This window comes from Micromonospora yongxingensis (assembly GCF_052601155.1).
On sequence record NZ_JBQXEO010000023.1, the window covers coordinates 19,092 to 37,663 of the forward strand.

Below are 18,572 nucleotides of genomic sequence, written 5' to 3' on the forward strand. Positions count from 1 at the left end.
ACTCTCCATAGTCGACACGTCACCCACCGGGCTCATGCCCGGTGGGTGACTGCTCGTGGGCCCGTTGGCCCTGGTCGGGCTCGGCATCGCGTCGCCGGTCCCCGCAGCCACGCCACTGACATCGACGTCTGTGACTGCGAGACGACACCGCTCGGGGCTGCCGTGACTTGGCGTTACTCGATACGCTGCGTCTGACATGGACCGACCCTGCGGGTCGGGAAACGGGGAGGAAGCGCATGGCTGGCATCACGCCGCCGAACACCGGCGATCTGCACGTCAGCGTTGAGGATCTGGACGCCGCGGCAGCGTACGTCGAGCGCCTCAAGCAGTACGTCGACGACACCATCTGCTACGAGATGGAGCGCATCAAGGAGCGGATGAAGGGCGACAGCGCCAACGCCCAGACCGTCCCGAACGGCACCCCCTTCGGGGCGTACGAGGACGCCCGCATGCAGTGGCAGGCGTTGACCCGGTCGACGGCCAACATGGAGGCGCACCTCAAGGCGCTCTCCCAGAGGCTCGCCGCGCTCAAGAAGGGCACCGAGGACATCGCCCAGGCGTTCCGCGACACCGAGGCACGCAACGCCGCCAACGGCTCGGAGATCGAGCGGCTGCTCGAGTCGGCGGCTCCGCCGCCGCAGGCCGCCGGCGCGCCCACCTACCCGTACACGGCCTGAGGGGGACGGCATGGCTGGAGGAACCTGGGAGCGGTGCGTCCGCGAGGTGACGCTCTCCGCGGACCCGGAGACGGTCGGATCGGTCGGGATGGGGTGGAACAACCTCTCCGCCGGCCTGGGACATCTACGCGACGCGCTCGTCGGCCGATCGTTCGTCGGCCCGATCGCGACCGGCACCGAGCGCCCGCACGTCGGCGGTCTGCCCGGCATGCTCGCGGGCTGGAAGGGCAGCGGCGGTGACGCGTACCGCGAGCACCTGGGTGAGATCGGCAAGCAGATCGAGGATCTGATCACCGACGCGAGCAACGTGAGTGGTGCTTTGACGCGGATCGAGGGTGACATCCGCAAGGCGGTCTCCTCGATCCCGATCCCGCTGATGGACGACTTCGGCCTGAACGAGTGGAGCCTGCCCAACGGCACCGAGCTCGACGACGCCCGCGACGGCGAGAGCACGACCGGCTTCCTCGCCGCGCTGCGTCAGGACTACCAGAACAACCAGGCGTCGTACGCCGACGGCGCGTTCCGCGACAAGGCCGACGACCTGGAGGCGACCATGAAGGTCGACGGCCAGGCCGGCGACAATGAGCGGGGCGGCTTCTGGGACACGAAGTCCCACCTGGACAACTGGTACCGGGACAACCAGCAGGCGGCGAACTCCGCGATGTCGCCGCTGCCTCAGGCGGTGGTGGCCGAGCGTCCCAAGCTGACCCTCGCCGGGCCGGACGGCAGCAACGACGCATCGGACGACTACCGCCCCGACACCCGGATCCCGCCGCAGGGTCGGCCGGACATCGGTGGTGGTGGCGGCGGTGGAGGGGCCGACATCGGTGGCGGCCCCACGATCGGCAGCAGGCCGCCGGGCATCGGCGACACCGGCGGCCCCACCACCGGCGGCCCGTTCTCCCCGCCCCCCACGGCCGATTTCGGCGGCGGCGGCGGTTCCTCGTCCGGCGGCTCCGGGCAGTTCACGCCCCCGCCCACCGGGTCCGGTTACCCGGGCGGCGACGACGGCTACAGCACCGGTCTGGCCGGTGCCGCGCCCAGCGGCGTCGGAAGCCTGGGTGGCCTCGGCGGCGGTGCCGGCATCGGTGGTGCCGGTCTCGGCGGTGCCGGCGGTGGTCTCGGTGGTGGTGCCGGTCTCGGCGGCGCCGGTGGTGGGATCGGCGGCGGCGTGGGCTCGGCCGGCGGGATCGGCATGGGCGGCATCCCCGGCATGGTGGGCGGCGGAAACGGCAAGGTGCCGCCGATGACGAGCGCGGCGACCGCGTTGCGCAACGCGACCGGTGCCGGCGGCGCGGGCGCGGGTGCGGGCGGCGCGCGTGGCGGGATGGCCGGCGCCGGGATGATGGGCGGCGGAATGATGGGCGGCCAGGGCGGTGCCGGGCAGGGCGGCACCGGCTCGGAGCACTCGTCGTGGTTGACTGAGGACGACGATCCGTGGGGCTCCGGTGACGGAGCGTCCCCGGGCATCCTGCGATGAGGACGGACGGATGAGGGTGAACGTCGGAGCGCGCCGGCCGGTCACGGCCTGCCTGCTCGCGGGGCTCCTGGTGCTGGGGGTCGCCCAACCGGCGGCCGCCGCACCCCGGCGGGCCGAGCAGTGGTATCTGGACGAGCTCAAGATCGATCAGGTGCACAAGCTTTCGACCGGGCGGGGCGTGGTCGTGGCCGTGCTCGACAGTGGCGTCGACGCCAACCATCCGGACCTGCGGGGTCAGGTTCTTCCCGGCGGCCGCAGCTACGGCGCCTCCGGCGACGGGCGCGTCGACGACGAGGGGCACGGCACGCACATGGCCGGCATCATCGCGGCGACGAACGCCAGCCGCGACGGCGTGGACGGCATCGCCCCGGGTGCGAAGATCCTGCCCATCAAGCTGCACGAGGGCGTCGGCACCAACCGGGACTCGGCCGTCGCCCTCGGCGTCCGGATGGCCGTCGACGGCGGCGCCAAGGTGATCAACATGTCCCTGGGTGGGCCGGGGGCGGCCAGTCCCGACGAGGAGAGCGCGATCAGGTACGCGCTGGACCGCGACGTCGTCGTGGTCGCCGCCGCCGGCAACACCGCCAAGGGCAGCACCGACGTGGACAATCCCGCCAACGTTCCCGGCGTGATCGCGGTGACCGGGACGACCCGGGGCGGCAACTTCTGGTCCGGCTCGGTCCAGGGGCCGGCTGCGGTGATCGCCGCGCCCGGCGACGGCATCTACAACGTCGGCCCGGACCGGGGCTACGGCTGGGGCGACGGCACCTCGGACGCCACCGCGATCGTCTCCGGTATCGCGGCGCTGATCCGTGCGAAGTACCCGGACCTCGACGCCGCCAACGTGATCAACCGGATCATCCGAACTGCCCGGGATGCCGGCCCGTCCGGCCGCGATCCGCAGTACGGTTTCGGCCGGATCGATCCGGTGACCGCGCTGAGCGCGGACGTGCCGACGGTCAGCGCCAACCCGCTGCTCGACCCGGCCGCCGCGACGGGCCCGGAGCCCGCCCCGACGGCGGGTGCCGACGAGGAGTTCGACGTCACCCAGCACGGCGACCGGGGCGGCCCCACGGACCAGCAGGTCATGGTGGTCGTCATCGGCATAGCCGTGGCGCTGGTGCTGCTGCTGGGGCTGGTGGTCTTCCTGATCTGGAACCGGCGTCGGTACCGCCGCGAGGCGAGCATGTCGGCCGACGTACCGGACGGCCTGCTCGACCAGGCGCCTCCCGGCGGGTACGCCCCGCCCGGCGCCTACCAGCCGCCCGCCCCGGGGCAAAGTTACGGCCCGCCCAGTGGTTACGCCCCGCCGCCCGGTTACGCCCCGCCTCCGGGGGCGCCGCCCGCCCCGCCGTCCAGCGGCAACCGTTCCTGATCGTCGTGGCCGGCCGGTGACCTGCGTCGCCGGCCGGCCGTCGGCGTTCCGCGGCGGGCCGTCAGGGCCTCGCCGCCCCTTTTGAACCCGTTTCGTCTGGCGTTTCGGCCGCCCCGGCTGCGTACCGTCACGAGCCCTGCGCCAGGATGGGACGGACACGCAGGTCCACCCGAGGAGCCCACGATCGCCAAGAAGCCTCAACCCGAGGGCGGCCAGGCGCCGGTCGTCCAGCGCGTCCGCATCCGGTACGCCAAGCGGGGCCCGCTGCGATTCACCTCCCACCGGGACTTCGCCCGGGCCTTCGAACGCGCGCTGCGCCGTGCCGCCGTGCCGATCGCCTTCTCCCAGGGCTTCACCCCGCACCCGAAGATCTCCTACGCCAGCGCCGCGCCCACTGGGGTGGCCAGTGAGGCGGAATATCTGGAGATCGGCCTTCAGGCGCCGGTCGACCCGGAGGCGCTGCGGGCCGCGTTGGACGCCGCGCTCTCGCCCGGGCTGGACGTGCTGGACGCCGTGATCGTCGCCGGGGGCAGCCTGCCGGACCGGATCGAGGCGTCGCTCTGGCACATCGAGCTGCCCGAGGTCGACCCGGCCGTGCTGCGCGCCGCCGTGGACGCCTTCAACGCCGCCGACGAGGTGCTGGTCGAGCGGATGACCAAGCAGGGCCGCCGCACCTTCGATGCTCGGGCGGCCGTGATATCGATCGATGTCCTGGAGGCGACGCCGACGCCTTCCGGGGCGCCGGCCGTACCGTGTGCGATACTCGAACTGGTCGTGCGGCAGGTCACCCCGTCCGTACGGCCCGATGACGTCCTTTCCGGCCTCCGCGTGGTGGCCGACCTGGAGCCGCCGGTCTCGCCGAGGGTGACCCGGCTGGCTCAGGGCACGTTGACCGCGCAGGGTGCGATCGTGGATCCGTTGGATGCGGACCGCGGCGGGGCAGCCATCGTTGGGCACTGACCGACGGTCAGTGCTCTGGCAGGCAGACTTCGGCGGTCGCGCACCACGCGCGCCCGGCGGAAACACTTTTGCGGCAACCCTGCGTGGCAGCGCTCACCCGCGCCCGGGGCAGCCAGAACTGGAGAACGTCCATGCTCGAGAACGAGCCCGAGGGCGGCGAACGGACCGGTTCACAGCCGGCCGGCGACACCGCTGACCAGAGCACCACCGCCGACGGCGCCGCCGCGGCGAACCCCACCGCCGCCGCCTCCGCGGAGCCGGCCGGCGCGGAGAGCGCCGAGCCCGCCGCCCCGGCGCGGCGTAGGACGACCCGCCGTCGGGCCGCCCCGCTCAACCAGCCGGAGCAGGCCGAGGCGCCGGTCGAGGCGTCCACCGGCGGGGTCGGCAGTGACGAGTCGCCGCAGGCGGAGGTCTTCGCCCCGGTCTCCGGCGACCTGGACGCCGCCCCGAAGACCACCCGGCGGCGCCGCAAGGCCGCCCCCGTGGAGACGACCGCCGACGAGCCGCTGGTCGCGGCCTCCGCCGAGGAGGCGTCCGCTGAGGTCGTTCCGCCGGTCAAGGTGACCCGTACGCGCCGGAAGAAGGCCACCCCGCCGCCCGTCGTCGAGGAGCCCGCCGCCGTCGAGGAGCCGGCCGCTGTCGAGGAGCGTCCTGCTGTCGAGACTCCGGCGGAGTCGGACCTGCGCGAGGCGGAGGCCGAGCTCGAGGAGACGGAGACCGCCCCGGGCGAGACCGCCGCCGAGCCGTCCCGGACCAGTGGGGCGCAGGAGCGCTCCGGTGAGGTGCCGCCGGGCGTGGCCGTGGCTTCTGTGGCGAACGAGCCGATCGAGCCGGCCGATGTCGTCGAGCCGGAGCAGCCGCGGACCCGCCGCCGCCGTGCCGCGCTCTCCGCGCCCACCGTGCTGTTCATGGCGCCGCAGCCGGACGCCGTGCCGGTGACCCGGCCGGCGGAACCCGCTCCGGTCGTCGAGGAGCCGGCCGTGGAGGAGGCCGCCGAGCCGTCCCGCCGGCGGCGGCGCGGTCGCCGCGACGCCGAGCCGGTCGAGGTGGTCGAGGCGATCGAGGCCGAGGAGGAGCCGACCGAGGAGGCCGACGAGGCCGCCGAGGCGGATGAGGACGACGAGGACAGCGCCGCCGCGCGCCGTCGCCGCCGGCGCGGTCGCCGCGGCCGGGGCCGGGGCAAGGGCGGTGCCGACGACGCCGAGGACGACGAGTCCGAGGAGGCGGCGCAGGCCGAGGAGGAAGAGACCGCCGAGGCCGAGGCCGAGGGCGACGAGGACGAGGAGTCCGAGGGCGGGGACGGGTTGACCCGTCGCCGCCGGCGTCGCCGCCGCCGGGGCGCCGGTGACACGGAGGGGGCCGCCGACGACGGCGTACCGACCGTGGTCAAGATCCGCGAGCCGCGCCGGACCGTCGACGAGGTGCAGGGCGTGTCGGGCTCGACCCGGCTGGAGGCCAAGCGCCAGCGCCGCCGCGACGGTCGGGAGCAGCGGCGTACGCGGCCGCCGATCCTCAGCGAGTCGGAGTTCCTGGCCCGCCGCGAGGCGGTCGACCGGGTGATGGCGGTCCGCCAGCGTGGTGACCGCACCCAGATCGCCGTCCTGGAGGACGGGGTGCTGGTCGAGCACTACGTGACCCGCAACTCGTCCGGCACGATGGCCGGCAACGTCTACCTGGGCAAGGTGCAGAACGTGCTGCCCAGCATGGAGGCGGCGTTCGTCGACGTCGGCCGGGGCCGCAACGCGGTGCTGTACGCCGGCGAGGTCAACTGGGACACCTCCGGTCTGGAGGGGCGGGCCCGCTCGATCGAGCAGGCGCTGCGCTCCGGCGACTCGGTGCTGGTCCAGGTCACCAAGGACCCGATCGGGCACAAGGGCGCGCGGCTGACCAGCCACATCGCGCTCTCCGGCCGGCACCTGGTCTACGTGCCCAACGGCAACGCCTCCGGGATCAGCCGGAAGCTGCCGGACAACGAGCGCAAGCGGCTGCGCGACGTGCTCAAGAAGATGGTTCCGGACGGCGCGGGCGTGATCGTCCGTACGGCCGCCGAGGGCGCCAGCGAGGACGAGCTGGCCCGCGACGTCAAGCGGTTGCAGGCGCAGTGGGAGGACATCCAGGCCAAGGCTGCCGAGGGCGGCGCTCCGGTGCTGCTCTACGAGGAGCCCGACCTCGTCATCCGGGTGGTCCGAGACCTGTTCAACGAGGACTTCCGCGAGCTGGTGATCGAGGGCGAGCAGTCGTACGAGATGGTCGAGTCGTACCTGTCGCACGTCTCCCCGGACCTGGTGGACCGGGTGCGCCGGCACGTGGGCACGAGCGACATCTTCGCCGAGTACCGGATCGACGAGCAGATCATCAAGGGCCTGGACCGCAAGGTCTTCCTGCCCTCCGGTGGCTCGCTGGTGATCGACCGCACCGAGGCCATGACGGTCGTCGACGTCAACACCGGCAAGTACACCGGCTCCGGGGGCAACCTGGAGGAGACGGTCACCCGCAACAACCTGGAGGCGGCCGAGGAGATCGTCCGCCAGCTCCGGCTGCGCGACATCGGCGGCATCGTGGTGATCGACTTCATCGACATGGTGCTGGAGTCCAACCGTGAGCTGGTGCTGCGCCGGCTGACCGAGTGCCTGGGTCGGGACCGCACCAAGCACCAGGTCACCGAGATCACCTCGCTCGGTCTGGTGCAGATGACCCGCAAGCGGATCGGCGCGGGCCTGCTGGATTCGTTCAGCGAGACCTGTGAGTGCTGCAAGGGTCGGGGCGTCATCATCCACACCGAGCCGGTGCCGGAGAAGCCGCGCTCCGGCGGGGCGGGGGAGAAGGTCAAGGCGGTCGCCTCGTCGGTCGCCGCCCCGGCCGCGGAGCAGGGCACGGCGTCCTCCCGTCGCCGGGCGCGTAAGAACGCCCCGGCCGAGCGGACGGCGGTCGAGGTCGTCGACACCGACACCAGCGCCGAACCGGACGCCGACTACGTGGACACCATGGGCTACGACCTGTCCCGCTACGAGTCGGACACCGCGGCCGCGCCGGCTGTCTCCGACGCCCAGCAGGGCGAGTCGGCCCGGCTGGCCGCCGCGGACGACCCGGACGCGCTCGCCGACGGCGACGCCGACGAGGAGAGCACCGAGGGTGGTGGCGGCCGTCGTCGATCCCGCCGGGGTGGCACTCGGCGGCGGACCCGCCCCTGACGCACCTGACCGGCCCGGTGTTTGACGAGGCCCCTCTCCCGGCAAAGTGACGGGGGAGGGACCTCGCCGATCCGGCCACCCGGCCCAGGATCGGCCCTCCCCGGTCAGGAGAAGAAACATGCGTCGTCTGCTCGCCGTCACCCTGCTGGTCACCACGCTCGTCGCCGGGGGCGGCTGCTCCACCGACCGGCCCGCCGGGCAGGGGCAGGGCGAGACGACCGGCCCGGCCTCCGGGTCCGGGGGCCTCCCCGCCGGCTCGACCGCCACGCCGGTGGGTGGTGGCCCGGCGGGCGGCAACGCCGCGCAGGTCTGCGCCGCTGCCCAGGAGGCGGGCACGGCGGCCGTCCGGACGTACGTGGCGGAGCTGGGTCAGATGATCGCGGCGGTGGGCGCCGGGGACAGCGTCACGGCCGAGGCGGCCCGCAAGCGGGCTGAGGCGGCGCTGGCCGGCTGGCGGACCGCGCTGCGGGAGCAGTCGGCCCGGGCCACGGACGCGCAGCTCAAGACGCTGCTCACGGACATCGGCACCGAGGTCGCCGCGCTCGGCGCCGACGTGGAGTCGATCGACGAGACCGAGCTGGACCGGCTCCAGCAGCGTCTCGATCAGCTGTGCGCGCGCTGACCAGGGCGGGCCGGTTTGGGGTCGGGGCCAGCAATGGCGTACTCTTGCCTGCGGCCCACCTTTGGTGTGCCGAGTTCCCGTGTGCCCGCGCCGCCGTGCACTGCTACCCGGCGAGCCGCCGCGGGGACGACCGCCAGCAGCCTCAACGACAGGGAGTCCGCCTCCGATGTACGCGATCGTCAAGACCGGCGGCAAGCAGTACAAGGTCGCCGAGGGCGACGTGATCGAGGTCGAGAAGCTCACCGGTGCTCCCGGTGACGCGGTGAAGCTCACCGCGGTGCTCCTCGTCGACGGTGACGACCTGGTGACCGACGCGGCGAAGCTTGCCGAGGTCGCGGTGTCCGGCGAGATCGCCGCGCACACCAAGGGCCCGAAGATCAAGATCCACAAGTTCAAGAACAAGACCGGCTACCACAAGCGCCAGGGTCACCGCCAGCCGTTGACCCAGGTCAAGGTGACCGGCATCTCCAGCGGGAAGTAGGTCGTCCTCCAATGGCTCACAAAAAGGGTGCGTCCAGCTCGCGTAACGGTCGTGACTCCGCGGCCCAGCGACTCGGCGTGAAGCGCTTCGGTGGTCAGGTCGTCAGCGCGGGTGAGATCATCATCCGGCAGCGTGGCACCAAGTTCCACCCCGGTGACCTGGTCGGCCGTGGCGGCGACGACACGCTGTTCGCGCTGTCGGCCGGTGCGGTCCTGTTCGGCACCAAGCGCGGTCGCAAGACCGTCAGCATCGTTCCGCAGCAGTAGCTCTCAAGCTAAGCGGGCCGCGACCTCCGGGTCCCGGCCCGCTTAGCTTTTTTCGCAGTGCGAGGTCGGACCTCGCTGGAAGGATTGACGCCGTGGCGACGTTCGTTGACCGGGTCGTTCTGCACCTGCAGGCCGGCGATGGCGGGCACGGTTGTGCCTCGATCCACCGCGAGAAGTTCAAGCCCTTCGGCGGGCCGGACGGCGGCAACGGCGGGCACGGCGGCAGTGTGTCCCTGGTGGTCGACCCGCAGGTGACCACGCTGCTCGACTTCCACTTCCGCCCGCACGTCAAGGCCGACAGCGGCAAGGGTGGCGCGGGGTCGAACCGGGACGGGGCCAACGGCCAGGACCTGGTGCTCAAGGTGCCGAACGGCACCGTGGTGCAGACCCTCGACGGCACCGTGCTGGCCGACATGGTCGGTGCCGGCACCACCTTCGAGGTGGCCCGCGGCGGGCGTGGCGGGCGCGGCAACGCCTCGCTGGCCAACGCCAAGCGCAAGGCTCCCGGCTTCGCCGAGCTGGGTGAGCCCGGCGACCAGTTGGACGTGGTGCTGGAGCTCAAGAGCGTCGCCGACGTGGGCCTGGTGGGCTTCCCGTCGGCCGGCAAGTCGTCGCTGATCTCGGTGATCTCCGCCGCCAAGCCCAAGATCGCCGACTACCCGTTCACCACCCTGGTGCCCAACCTCGGCGTGGTCCGGGTGGACAACCACACCTTCACCGTCGCCGACGTGCCGGGCCTGATCCCGGGCGCGGCCACCGGCAAAGGGCTGGGCCTGGAGTTCCTGCGGCACATCGAGCGCTGTGCCGTGCTGGTGCACGTCATCGACTCGGCGACCCTGGAGCCGGGCCGCGACCCGGTCGCCGACATCGAGACCATCGAGGCCGAGCTGAACGAGTACGGCGGGCTGGCCGACCGCCCGCGACTGGTGGCCGTGAACAAGGTCGACGTGCCGGACGGCCGCGACCTCGCCGAGATCGTGCGCCCCGACCTGGAGGAGCGCGGCTACCGGGTGTTCGAGGTCTCCGCAGCCACCCGGGAAGGGCTCAAGGAGCTCACCTACGCGATGGCAGAGCTGGTCGACGCGCAGCGCAAGGCCGCGCCGCCGGCCGAGCCGACCCGGATCGTCATCCGGCCGACGGCCGTGGACGACGAGGGCTTCACCATCACGGCCGAGACGGACGGCTCGTTCACCGTCCGGGGCGTCCGGCCGGAGCGGTGGGTCAAGCAGACCAACTTCGACAACGACGAGGCGGTCGGCTACCTGGCCGACCGGCTGGCCCGGCTCGGGGTTGAGGACAAGCTGGCCAAGGCCGGCGCGCAGCCCGGCGACCTGGTCCGGATCGGTGCGCGCGAGTTCGACTGGCAGCCGACGCTCTACGCCGGCGTGGAGTTCACGCCCGGCAACCGGGGCACCGACGTCCGGCTGGAGGCGAGGTCGAACCGGGCACGTGCGGCGGAACGGCTCGCCGCCCGCAAGGCTCGCCGTGTGCGCTCGGGTGACGAGGTGGGCGCCGACGCGTCCGACGACGTCGCGGACATCGACGAGGACGACGCCGAATAGCCCGTTGCGCTCCGTGATCGGGTTGATTGCCGGAAACCTCCGCGAAATCAGCCCGGCCTAGCGTTGGGTGATGCTGATCGAATCGCGGCCCGCCATCGATGCGGAGATCTCCGCCCTCGTCATCGCGCAGCAGCGTGAGCTGCGCGAGGCCGACGGCGGGTTGGACGGGCAGGTCACCGTCACCCACGACGACATCCGCTACCTCGCGGTGGTGCTGAACGGCCGGGCCGTCGCCTGCGGCGGGCTCCAGTCGCTCGACGCCGCCACCGGCGAGGTCAAGCGGATGTACGTCCGGCCGGCGTACCGGGGGCGGGGGATCGCCCGCCAGTTGCTCGGCGCGCTGGAGGAGTTGGCGTTCCGGCAGGGGCACTCGGTGGTCTGCCTGGAGACCGGCACCTACCTGCCGGCCGCCATCGGGTTGTACACCTCGTGCGGCTACGACCCGATCCCGGTCTACGGCGAGTACGTGCACAACCCGTACAGCGTCTGTTTCGCCAAGCGGCTGCCGGTCGCGGCCTGACGGCCGTGCCGCCGCACCCGGCGCTCAGGCGCCGGTGCTGGCGTGCTCGACCGTGACCGGCTTGGACTCGGGTGAGGCGTGCTGGCGCAGGACGATGCTCAGCAGGATCAGCGCGCCGACAGCCAGGAACTCGCTCTGCCAGTTCTGCATCGACTGGAACCAGAAGTCGCTGGTGCCGAGGAAGTCCCAGGCGCCGATCGGCGGTGCCCCGCTCTGCAACGCCTGCTCCTGGTTGTAGGCGGCGGTGCCGCCGAGCAGGTGCCCGACGAACGACCCGGCGAAGATCAGCAGCAGTGCGATGGACAGGCTGTTGCGGTAGACCACCAGCGGCAGGCCGCCGACGCGCACCGGCCACGGCGACTGCGGGGTGGCCCGGCGCTCGTCGTCCTCCGGCCGGTCGGTCTGGTCCATCGGCTTCGACTCGGCCGAACCGCGCTGCACCAGGTACGCGGTGAGCAGCACGTACCCGCCCATCTGGAGGAACTCGGACTCCCAGTTCTCGAAGACCGCCTCGGCGAAGTGCCCGGTGGTCAGGTACGCCGGCCAGCTCAGCGGCGCGGCCCCGAACTCGGTCAACTCCTCGTTGTGGGTCTGCCACCCGAAGATGCTCTGCAAGACCAGGAAAACCAGGAACGCGCCGAGCATGGCGATGCTCAGCGCGTTGTCGCGTAGCCACCGAGGCATGTCGTCCTCCTTCAAGGATCAACCCCCCGTTACCCACACTCCTGCGACGGCGAAACCGCCGCTACGCCAGGTCAGGGCCGGTCGAGGGGGGTGTCCAGCCGCCCACCGGTGCCTGCCCGGTTGGACAGCAGCAGCCCGAGCGCCAGCATGCCGAAGCCGAGCGCGAGGTGCAGCCAGTTGTCGGCGTCGTTGATCGGGAGGATGTTCGCCCCGCTCTCCGGGTCGATCCCCTCGATCGCCAGGCCGTACAGCCAGAGGGCCAGGTAGCTGGCGCCGCCGACGGCCAGGAAGAGCCGGGACCCGGCGACGCTGCGGGCCAGCACCAGGCCGGCCAACCCGTACAGCAGGTGCACCGCGTTGTGCAGGATCGACACCTGGAACAGCCCGAGCAGCTTGGCGTCCGAGTGGTGCCCGGCGAACCTCAGCTCGCCGTAGTCGGTGGTGATGCCGGGGATGTAGCCGAGGATGCCGACCAGCAGGAAGACACCGGCCACGGCCAGCGCGGCCGACTGCACCCGGGGCCGGGAACCCGCCGATCGGGCCCCTCGCGCGTCTCGTGCCATCGCTGCCCCCTCCGTGGATCTGTCAGCCCTGCGAACCTCACTGTCCGCGGCGGCGACGTGACGCAGCCCGACGATCCTCCATTTTGAAGTTGATCCGACCGGCCGCGCAGAGAAATGCACGAAGAGGTATGGAAGCCGGAACGGAGGGTAGGTGAATTGTCGCCGGCGGCGGCGACGCAGCCGAATCCCCCCAGCACAACCGCGACGACTTTCCGAGCGGAAGGGAAATCATGACTTACGATCTGTCACCCACGACTTCCACGTACGGGCAGGAGTCGACCAACGGCGGTGGCGTCCGCGATCAGGCGCGCCAGGTCGGTTCCGAGGCCGCGCAGGCCGGCGGGGCGGTCGCGCAGACCGCCAAGGAGCAGGGCACCGAGGTTGGCCGCGAGGCTGCCCGGCAGGCCCGCAACCTGTACGGCGAGGCCCGCACCCAGCTCGCCAGCCAGACCGGCGAGCAGCAGCGCCGGGCCGCCGGTGGGCTGCGTTCGCTGGCCGACGAGATGCGCTCGATGGCCGAGCAGGGCGGCCAGGCCGGCCCGGTGAGCGAGTTGGCCCGCCAGGCCGCCGACCGGGTCCACGGCGTGGCCGGCTGGCTCGAGGAGCGCGAGCCCGGTGACCTGATCACCGAGGTACGCGACTACGCGCGACGCAACCCGGGCACCTTCCTGGTGGGCGCGGCGGTCCTCGGCGTGCTGGCCGGCCGGCTGACCCGCGGCATCTCCGCCGCCGGCGACGACTCCGGCAGCGGCTCCCCGACCTACCGGGGTGCCGGGGCGTACGACCCGGAGCAGACCGCGGTGATCCCGACTCCGCCGGCGCCCCGCGCGGTGCCCGACGCCGTCCCGCCGGGCGGCTACCTCGACCCGACCCCCGGCACGTACACCGAGCCGACCTCCGGCGGTTACACCGAGCCGACCGGCACCGGCCAGCCGCTGCCGCCGGTGAGCCAGACCGACCCGCTGCCCGGCGTGCCGTCCAGCGGCACCACCCGCCCGTGAGCGACCGAGTCATCCGAAGGGAGGCGACGGCATGAGCATGCCGACGCAGGGGTCCGGACTGGGCTCCGGATACCACCCCGACGCGGGTGCCCCGCACACCGCGGCGGAGGTGAAGGGCAGCTCCATCGGTGAGCTGCTGCGCCAGGTCACCAGCGACATGTCGACGCTGATGCGCCAGGAGGTGGAGCTGGCCAAGGCCGAGATCCGCCAGGAGGGCAAGAAGGCGGGCAAGGCCGCCGGGCTCTTCGGCGGTGCCGGCTTCGGCGGCTACATGGTGGCGCTCTTCCTGTCGCTGGCCCTCTGGGCCGGGCTGTCCAACGTGATGGACGCCGGCTGGGCAGGCCTCATCGTGGCCGTCATCTGGGCCGTGATCGCCGCGGTTCTCTACTCCATGGCCAAGAAGAACGCCGAGCGCGTACGCGGCCTCAAGCAGACCAACGACAGCGTGCAGCGGATCCCCGACGCGCTCAAGCCCCACCCGGAGGGAGTCACCCGATGAGCACCGATCCCGACCAGATCCGCCGGGAGATCGAAGCCACCCGCAACAGCCTCAGCTCCGATGTGGATGCGCTGGCGTACAAGGTCAGCCCCAGCCGCATCGTCGACGACCGCAAGCAGCGGGCCCGCTCCGCGCTGCAGAATGTGAGGGACAAGGTCATGGGAACCGCGTCTGACCTCGGCCACGGCACCGGCCACGCCGCCCACTCGGTGGGCGACCGCGCCTCGTCGGCGGCTTCCAGCGTCAGCGACGCCGCGCACTCGGCGGCCTCCAGCGTCAGCGACGCCGCGCACAGCGCGCCACGGGTGATCCGGCAGAAGTCGGAGGGCAACCCGCTCGCCGCCGGCCTGATCGCCTTCGGTGTGGGCTGGCTTGCCTCCTCGCTGATCCCGGCGTCCCGCCGCGAGCAGCAGGCCGCGACCCAGATCAAGGAGAAGGTCGGCGAGCACAGCGGCGCGGTGAAGGAGAAGCTGGGCGAGGTGGCCAGCGAGCTCAAGGAGGAGCTGCGCGAGCCGGCCCAGCAGGCGGCCGAGTCGGTGAAGTCCACCGCCCAGGACGCGGTGCACGCGGTCAAGGACGACAGCAGGTCGGCCGCGCAGGACGTGAAGGACCAGGCCCAGCAGTCCCGCCAACAGGTCATCTCCTGACCACTCTCGACGAACGACAGCTCGCGGCCATCCCCCGAGGATGCCCGCGAGCTGTCGTTTCCGCGCCCTGCCCCTGACCTTCCGCGATCTTGCAGTTTCGGCCCGGCTTATGCCGGCTTCGCGTCGATTCGTCCGGGCAGCAAGTGCAAGATCGCGGGGCTGGAGCGTCAGTGGGGGTGGTGGGGGTGGGGGTGGTGGGGGTGGTGGCGGTGGCGGAGGGTGCGTTCGGAGTGGGCGGCGCGGCGGACGCGGCCGCCGGCGTAGCGGACGCCGCCGAACAGCACCCGCCGGCCCACGGCAAGCCAGGCGCAGACGCCGCGCTCCAGCAGCCACAGCGGCGCGGCCAGCGCGGTGCTCGGCGGGAAGACCGCGCCGCCGCCGGCCCGCCGCCGGCCCAGCTCGGCCAGGCCGACGGTGGTGGCCGCCGCGCCGAGCAGCAGCCCCGGCCGGCGGGACGCGACCGCCGCCGCCAGCGCCGGCACGACCGCGAGCGAGGTCAGCAGGCGGACCGGCTGCGCCAGGTCGTCGTACGCCTGGCGTACGCGCTGGCCGCGGAAGTGCGCGGCGTCCGGCGGCAACCGGCGGACGTACAGGCCGCGCGGCGTCGCCTCGGTGCCCCCGTACGCCCGCACGGTGCGGATCAGCTCCAGGTTCTCGAAGAGCACGTCCGGGTCGTAGCCGCCCATCGCGAGGAACGTGCTCCGGCGTACCGCCAGGGTGCCCGGGTAGTCCGCGCCGAGCGCGCGGTTGAGCAGCGTCCGCCCGGTGTCCCACCAGGCGTGCCAGGGCAGCGGGTCGAAGTAGTTCTGCGGCCGTACCAGGTCGGCCCGACCCAGCAGCCGGTGGACCCCGCGCAGCGCGGCCTCGTCGTAGCGCACGTCGTCGTCGGCGATCACCACGTGCTCGTGGCGGGCGGCGCGGACGCCGGTGAGCACCCCGGTCACCTTGCCGTTCACCCCGCGCAGGGCCGGGTCGGGCGGTAGGTGCCGGACCAGCCCCCGCCATGCGGCGGCGTGCCGGGTGAACAGGTCGGGCGGTGATCCGTCGACCACGGTCACCTCGACCCGGCCACCCAACCAGCGCAGGTAGTCGGTCAGCTCGGCCAGGCCGGCGTCGTCGGACCAGCGCAGCGGCAGCACGTACGCCAGCGGCAGGTGCGGCGACCGGACACCCGCCCGACGCCGCTGTGCGGCCCGGCCGCCGGCGAGCGGCGCGCCCCCGGCCGGGGCGGGCGTGCCGCCGGGGCGGGTGGTGCCGTGGCGGCGGTCCCCGGGGCCGCCGGGCGGGCCGGCCGGACGGGTCGGGGCGCTCATGCCGACACCGGCCGGCGGTAGACCGACACGTGGTCGCGGCTGTCGTCGGCGAAGGGCCGGCCGCTCCAGTCGGCCCACCGGTGTTCACGGACGAGCCCGGCGAGCTGGGCCATCAGGTCCAGCTCGGCGGGCCAGGCGTAGCGGTGGTTGGCGGGCAGCAGGTCCACCCCCGTGCCGGTCAGCCGGACCTTCGTGGTGGTCATCCGCTGCTCGGCCGGGTGCAGCAGGGCCGCCTCCAGCAGCACCTCGTCCTGCGCCACCCGGACGGGCCGCAGCGCCGCGCCGGCCCGGAAAGCGCCCGGGTCGGGCACCCACGCCTCGACGACGAACCGGCCACCGGGTCGCAGGTGGGCGGCGGCGTTGCGGAAGCAGGCCACCTGGGCGGCCTGGTCGGGCAGGGCGAAGATCGTGTTGAACGCCAGCAGGACCAGGCTGAACTCGCCCGGCACCCGGGTCGAGGCGAAGTCGCCGATGGCCACCTGGATGCGGTCGCCGCCGGTCTTCTTGTGCAGCCGCCCGGCCATCTCCGACGATCCCTCGACACCGGCCACGGTGAGCCCGCGCTCCTGCAACGGCAGCGCCAGCCGGCCCGTCCCGATCCCGAACTCGCAGACCGGCCCGCTCTCGGCGAGCGCCGCCAGCCGGTCGACCGCCTCGGTCGGGTCCAGGTGCGCGAAGGCGTCGTCGTAGACGTCGGCGGGTATGTGTCGGCCGTACTCGCTGGCGTCGAAGGGCACCGCTGCCTCCCGGACGTGGGATGGGACGTCCGCAGCAGGTGCCCGCATTCCGGCCGATCAAACCGGTATGTCGTTTCGACAGGTCGACGTCGGGTAGCGCTGCGGGTGCGGGCGGTCCATTCCCGGGCCCCCGGGTGGAGGAGACGACATGACCAACGGAACGAGGTGGGCGCTGCTCGGCGTCACCGCGGCGACCGCGGTCGGCGTGGGGCGGACGGTGGCGCGCCGCCGCCACCGGCACCAGCCCGAGCGGCAGGACGGCTGGTACGTCGTGCGCCGCGGGGTGACCGTGGACCGGCCCCGGGACGCCGTGATCGGCTTCTGGACCGACCGGGAACGGTTGGACCAGGCGCTGGCCGGGTGGGCGGTCCTGGAGCAGCTCGACGACCAGCGGTGGCGCTGTGTGGCGCGCGACCCGTCCGACGGGGGCACCGAGTGGCGGGCGGAGATCACCGTCGACGGGCCGGGGACGCTGCGCTGGCGGGTGGAGGACGGTCCGGTGCCGCAGGAGGGCCGCGTCGAGCTGGCCGACGCCCCGCAGGGTCGGGGCACCGAGATCCGGGCCGAGCTGCGGTACCGCTCCGGCCCGCTGCGCCGGGCGTTCGGCCTGGTCACGAGCCACGAACCGGACCTGGCGTTGCGGGACACGCTGCGCCGGGTCAAGGCGCTCATCGAGTGCGGCCAGGTGATCGACACGCGGCGTGACCCGTCCGGCCGGAGCCCGGCGCAGGAGAAGGCGACCGACAAGGTCCGGGAGAAGCTGATGACGGGAGGACGGGCGTGAGGGCGCTCTGCTGGGAAGGCGTCGGCAAGCTGGCGGTACGCGACGTGCCGGAGCCCCAGGTCCGTGCCGACGGGGACATCATCGTCCGGGTGCGGGCCAGCAGCGTCTGCGGCTCGGACCTGCACCTGATCAACGGGTACCTGCCGGCGATGCGGGAGGGCGACATCCTCGGCCACGAGTTCATGGGCGAGGTGGTGGAGACCGGGCCGGGCGTACGGCGGCACCGGGTCGGCGACCGGGTGGTGGTCGGGTCGGTGGTCGCCTGTGGCGGCTGCTGGTACTGCCGGACCGAGCAGTACTCCCTCTGTGACAACTCCAACCCGCAGCCCGTGTTCACGGAGAAGCTGTGGGGGCACTCGCCGGCCGGGATCCTGGGCTACTCGCACGCGGCGGGCGGCTACTCCGGTTCGCACGCCGAGTACATCCGGGTGCCGTTCGGCGACGTCGGCGCGTTCCCGGTGCCCGACGGGGTGCCGGACGACTCGGTGGTCTTCGCGTCCGACGCGATGCCGACCGGCTGGATGGCCGCGGACTTCTGTGGGTTGACCGGCGGCGAGGTGGTCGCGGTCTGGGGTGCGGGCGGGGTCGGTCAGATGGCGGCCCGGTCGGCGCAACTCCTCGGCGCCGAGCGGGTCATCATGATCGACCGGTTCCCTGACCGGCTGGCGACGGCCGCCGACCGGGTCGGCGTCGAGACGATCAACTACGCGGAGACCGACGTGCTGGAGGCGTTGCGGGAGTTGACCGCCGGCCGGGGGCCGGACGCCTGCATCGAGGCGGTCGGCATGGAGTCGCACGACGTCGGGGCGGCGTACGGGTACGACCGGGTGAAGCAGGCGGCGCGGTTGCAGACCGACCGGCCCACCTCGGTCCGGCAGGCGATCATGGCCTGTCGCAAGGGCGGCACGGTGAGCATCGTCGGCGTGTACGCGGGTCTGATCGACAAGTTCCCGCTCGGCGCGGCGATGAACAAGGCGCTCGTCCTGCGGATGGGGCAGATGCACGCGCAGCGCTACATCCCGATGCTGCTCGACCGGCTCGCCGCCGGCGAGATCGACCCCGGCTACCTGGCGACCCACCCGCTCCCGTTGGAGCAGGGCGCCGAGGGCTACGAGCTGTTCGAGAAGAAGCAGGACGGCTGCCTCCGCTCGGTCCTGCACCCCTGAGCCGCTACGCGCTGGTCTCGCAGGTGCCGTCGCCGTGACCCGCC

19 protein-coding genes are annotated in these 18,572 nt (G+C 72.9%); 15 read left to right on the forward strand and 4 right to left on the reverse strand.

Going from position 1 to position 18,572, the window contains the following annotated elements; translation table 11 throughout:
• Positions 1-236 precede the first annotated feature (236 nt).
• The 10 genes from ACTWLT_RS24205 to ACTWLT_RS24250 all read left to right on the forward strand — a co-directional run bounded on the left by ACTWLT_RS24205 (position 237) and on the right by ACTWLT_RS24250 (position 11,134).
• Positions 237-677 carry a hypothetical protein gene (locus tag ACTWLT_RS24205; protein WP_252420148.1) on the forward strand — a complete coding sequence of 147 codons (441 nt, stop codon included), beginning with the start codon at positions 237-239 and terminating at the stop codon, positions 675-677.
• Positions 678-687: 10 nt separating this feature from the next.
• On the forward strand, positions 688-2,157 hold the full coding sequence (locus tag ACTWLT_RS24210; protein ID WP_445320350.1) for a hypothetical protein: 1,470 nt from the start codon (positions 688-690) through the stop codon (positions 2,155-2,157).
• A 10-nt stretch (positions 2,158-2,167) separates the two neighbouring features.
• On the forward strand, positions 2,168-3,532 hold the full coding sequence (gene mycP, locus ACTWLT_RS24215; protein WP_445320351.1) for a type VII secretion-associated serine protease mycosin: 1,365 nt from the start codon (positions 2,168-2,170) through the stop codon (positions 3,530-3,532).
• 240 nt (positions 3,533-3,772) lie between these two features.
• Entirely contained in the window at positions 3,773-4,492 is a 720-nt protein-coding gene (locus tag ACTWLT_RS24220) for a TIGR03936 family radical SAM-associated protein (RefSeq protein WP_308209609.1), read from the forward strand.
• A gap of 131 nt (positions 4,493-4,623) precedes the next feature.
• Positions 4,624-7,683 carry an Rne/Rng family ribonuclease gene (locus ACTWLT_RS24225; protein ID WP_445320352.1) on the forward strand — a complete coding sequence of 1,020 codons (3,060 nt, stop codon included), beginning with the start codon at positions 4,624-4,626 and terminating at the stop codon, positions 7,681-7,683.
• A 118-nt stretch (positions 7,684-7,801) separates the two neighbouring features.
• Positions 7,802-8,305: a hypothetical protein gene (locus ACTWLT_RS24230; RefSeq protein ID WP_445320353.1), complete on the forward strand. Its 504-nt coding sequence runs from the start codon at positions 7,802-7,804 to the stop codon at positions 8,303-8,305.
• 166 nt (positions 8,306-8,471) lie between these two features.
• On the forward strand, positions 8,472-8,786 hold the full coding sequence (gene rplU / locus ACTWLT_RS24235) for a 50S ribosomal protein L21 (protein ID WP_074313742.1): 315 nt from the start codon (positions 8,472-8,474) through the stop codon (positions 8,784-8,786).
• Positions 8,787-8,797: 11 nt separating this feature from the next.
• Positions 8,798-9,052, forward strand: a complete 255-nt coding sequence (gene rpmA, locus ACTWLT_RS24240; protein WP_007464062.1) for a 50S ribosomal protein L27 — start codon at positions 8,798-8,800, stop codon at positions 9,050-9,052.
• Positions 9,053-9,144: 92 nt separating this feature from the next.
• On the forward strand, positions 9,145-10,614 hold the full coding sequence (gene obgE / locus ACTWLT_RS24245) for a GTPase ObgE (RefSeq protein ID WP_445320354.1): 1,470 nt from the start codon (positions 9,145-9,147) through the stop codon (positions 10,612-10,614).
• A gap of 70 nt (positions 10,615-10,684) precedes the next feature.
• Positions 10,685-11,134, forward strand: coding sequence for a GNAT family N-acetyltransferase (locus tag ACTWLT_RS24250; protein WP_252420136.1), 450 nt, complete (start codon positions 10,685-10,687; stop codon positions 11,132-11,134).
• Positions 11,135-11,158: 24 nt separating this feature from the next.
• Here the strand turns inward: ACTWLT_RS24250 and ACTWLT_RS24255 are convergent, their stop codons facing one another.
• Together ACTWLT_RS24255 and ACTWLT_RS24260 are read right to left on the reverse strand one after the other, a co-directional pair.
• A complete protein-coding gene (locus tag ACTWLT_RS24255; RefSeq protein ID WP_445320355.1) occupies positions 11,159-11,818 on the reverse strand; it encodes a DUF6766 family protein in 660 nt (219 codons plus the stop codon).
• Positions 11,819-11,889: 71 nt separating this feature from the next.
• The gene (locus tag ACTWLT_RS24260; RefSeq protein WP_252420132.1) at positions 11,890-12,381 is read right to left on the reverse strand and encodes a DUF4383 domain-containing protein; all 492 of its coding nucleotides are present in this window, start codon (positions 12,379-12,381) and stop codon (positions 11,890-11,892) included.
• A 230-nt stretch (positions 12,382-12,611) separates the two neighbouring features.
• On the opposite strand from ACTWLT_RS24260, the gene ACTWLT_RS24265 reads away from it, so the two are divergent.
• The 3 genes from ACTWLT_RS24265 to ACTWLT_RS24275 are packed head-to-tail and all read left to right on the forward strand — an operon-like array spanning position 12,612 to position 14,528.
• Positions 12,612-13,382 (forward strand): hypothetical protein, encoded by a 771-nt coding sequence (locus tag ACTWLT_RS24265; RefSeq protein ID WP_445320356.1) that lies wholly within the window; start codon positions 12,612-12,614, stop codon positions 13,380-13,382.
• A gap of 31 nt (positions 13,383-13,413) precedes the next feature.
• On the forward strand, positions 13,414-13,881 hold the full coding sequence (locus tag ACTWLT_RS24270) for a phage holin family protein (protein ID WP_252420128.1): 468 nt from the start codon (positions 13,414-13,416) through the stop codon (positions 13,879-13,881).
• On the forward strand, positions 13,878-14,528 hold the full coding sequence (locus ACTWLT_RS24275; protein ID WP_445320357.1) for a DUF3618 domain-containing protein: 651 nt from the start codon (positions 13,878-13,880) through the stop codon (positions 14,526-14,528). Before ACTWLT_RS24270 ends, ACTWLT_RS24275 begins: the two co-directional genes overlap by 4 nt.
• 167 nt (positions 14,529-14,695) lie before the next feature.
• Here the strand turns inward: ACTWLT_RS24275 and ACTWLT_RS24280 are convergent, their stop codons facing one another.
• Both ACTWLT_RS24280 and ACTWLT_RS24285 read right to left on the reverse strand, forming a co-directional pair.
• Entirely contained in the window at positions 14,696-15,841 is a 1,146-nt protein-coding gene (locus tag ACTWLT_RS24280; protein WP_445320358.1) for a glycosyltransferase family 2 protein, read from the reverse strand.
• Positions 15,838-16,578 carry a class I SAM-dependent DNA methyltransferase gene (locus tag ACTWLT_RS24285; RefSeq protein WP_445320359.1) on the reverse strand — a complete coding sequence of 247 codons (741 nt, stop codon included), beginning with the start codon at positions 16,576-16,578 and terminating at the stop codon, positions 15,838-15,840. Before ACTWLT_RS24285 ends, ACTWLT_RS24280 begins: the two co-directional genes overlap by 4 nt.
• 148 nt (positions 16,579-16,726) lie before the next feature.
• Here ACTWLT_RS24285 and ACTWLT_RS24290 point away from each other — a divergent pair, with 148 nt between their 5' ends.
• Positions 16,727-17,362, forward strand: a complete 636-nt coding sequence (locus ACTWLT_RS24290) for an SRPBCC family protein (protein WP_445320360.1) — start codon at positions 16,727-16,729, stop codon at positions 17,360-17,362.
• A complete protein-coding gene (locus ACTWLT_RS24295) occupies positions 17,359-18,528 on the forward strand; it encodes a zinc-dependent alcohol dehydrogenase (RefSeq protein ID WP_445320361.1) in 1,170 nt (389 codons plus the stop codon). The genes ACTWLT_RS24290 and ACTWLT_RS24295 overlap by 4 nt, the downstream gene beginning before the upstream one ends.
• Positions 18,529-18,572: the final 44 nt, after the last annotated feature.

Excerpts from the sequence above, each read along its gene's own strand:
- ACTWLT_RS24205 (WP_252420148.1), top strand. The coding sequence starts at position 237 with ATGGCTGGCATCACGCCGCCGAACACCGGCGATCTGCACGTCAGCGTT.
- ACTWLT_RS24210 (WP_445320350.1), top strand. The coding sequence starts at position 688 with ATGGCTGGAGGAACCTGGGAGCGGTGCGTCCGCGAGGTGACGCTCTCC.
- mycP (WP_445320351.1), top strand. The coding sequence starts at position 2,168 with ATGAGGGTGAACGTCGGAGCGCGCCGGCCGGTCACGGCCTGCCTGCTC.
- ACTWLT_RS24225 (WP_445320352.1), top strand. The coding sequence starts at position 4,624 with ATGCTCGAGAACGAGCCCGAGGGCGGCGAACGGACCGGTTCACAGCCG.
- ACTWLT_RS24230 (WP_445320353.1), top strand. The coding sequence starts at position 7,802 with ATGCGTCGTCTGCTCGCCGTCACCCTGCTGGTCACCACGCTCGTCGCC.
- rplU (WP_074313742.1), top strand. The coding sequence starts at position 8,472 with ATGTACGCGATCGTCAAGACCGGCGGCAAGCAGTACAAGGTCGCCGAG.
- rpmA (WP_007464062.1), top strand. The coding sequence starts at position 8,798 with ATGGCTCACAAAAAGGGTGCGTCCAGCTCGCGTAACGGTCGTGACTCC.
- ACTWLT_RS24250 (WP_252420136.1), top strand. The coding sequence starts at position 10,685 with ATGCTGATCGAATCGCGGCCCGCCATCGATGCGGAGATCTCCGCCCTC.
- ACTWLT_RS24255 (WP_445320355.1), bottom strand. The coding sequence starts at position 11,818 with ATGCCTCGGTGGCTACGCGACAACGCGCTGAGCATCGCCATGCTCGGC.
- ACTWLT_RS24260 (WP_252420132.1), bottom strand. The coding sequence starts at position 12,381 with ATGGCACGAGACGCGCGAGGGGCCCGATCGGCGGGTTCCCGGCCCCGG.
- ACTWLT_RS24265 (WP_445320356.1), top strand. The coding sequence starts at position 12,612 with ATGACTTACGATCTGTCACCCACGACTTCCACGTACGGGCAGGAGTCG.
- ACTWLT_RS24270 (WP_252420128.1), top strand. The coding sequence starts at position 13,414 with ATGAGCATGCCGACGCAGGGGTCCGGACTGGGCTCCGGATACCACCCC.
- ACTWLT_RS24275 (WP_445320357.1), top strand. The coding sequence starts at position 13,878 with ATGAGCACCGATCCCGACCAGATCCGCCGGGAGATCGAAGCCACCCGC.
- ACTWLT_RS24280 (WP_445320358.1), bottom strand. The coding sequence starts at position 15,841 with ATGAGCGCCCCGACCCGTCCGGCCGGCCCGCCCGGCGGCCCCGGGGAC.
- ACTWLT_RS24290 (WP_445320360.1), top strand. The coding sequence starts at position 16,727 with ATGACCAACGGAACGAGGTGGGCGCTGCTCGGCGTCACCGCGGCGACC.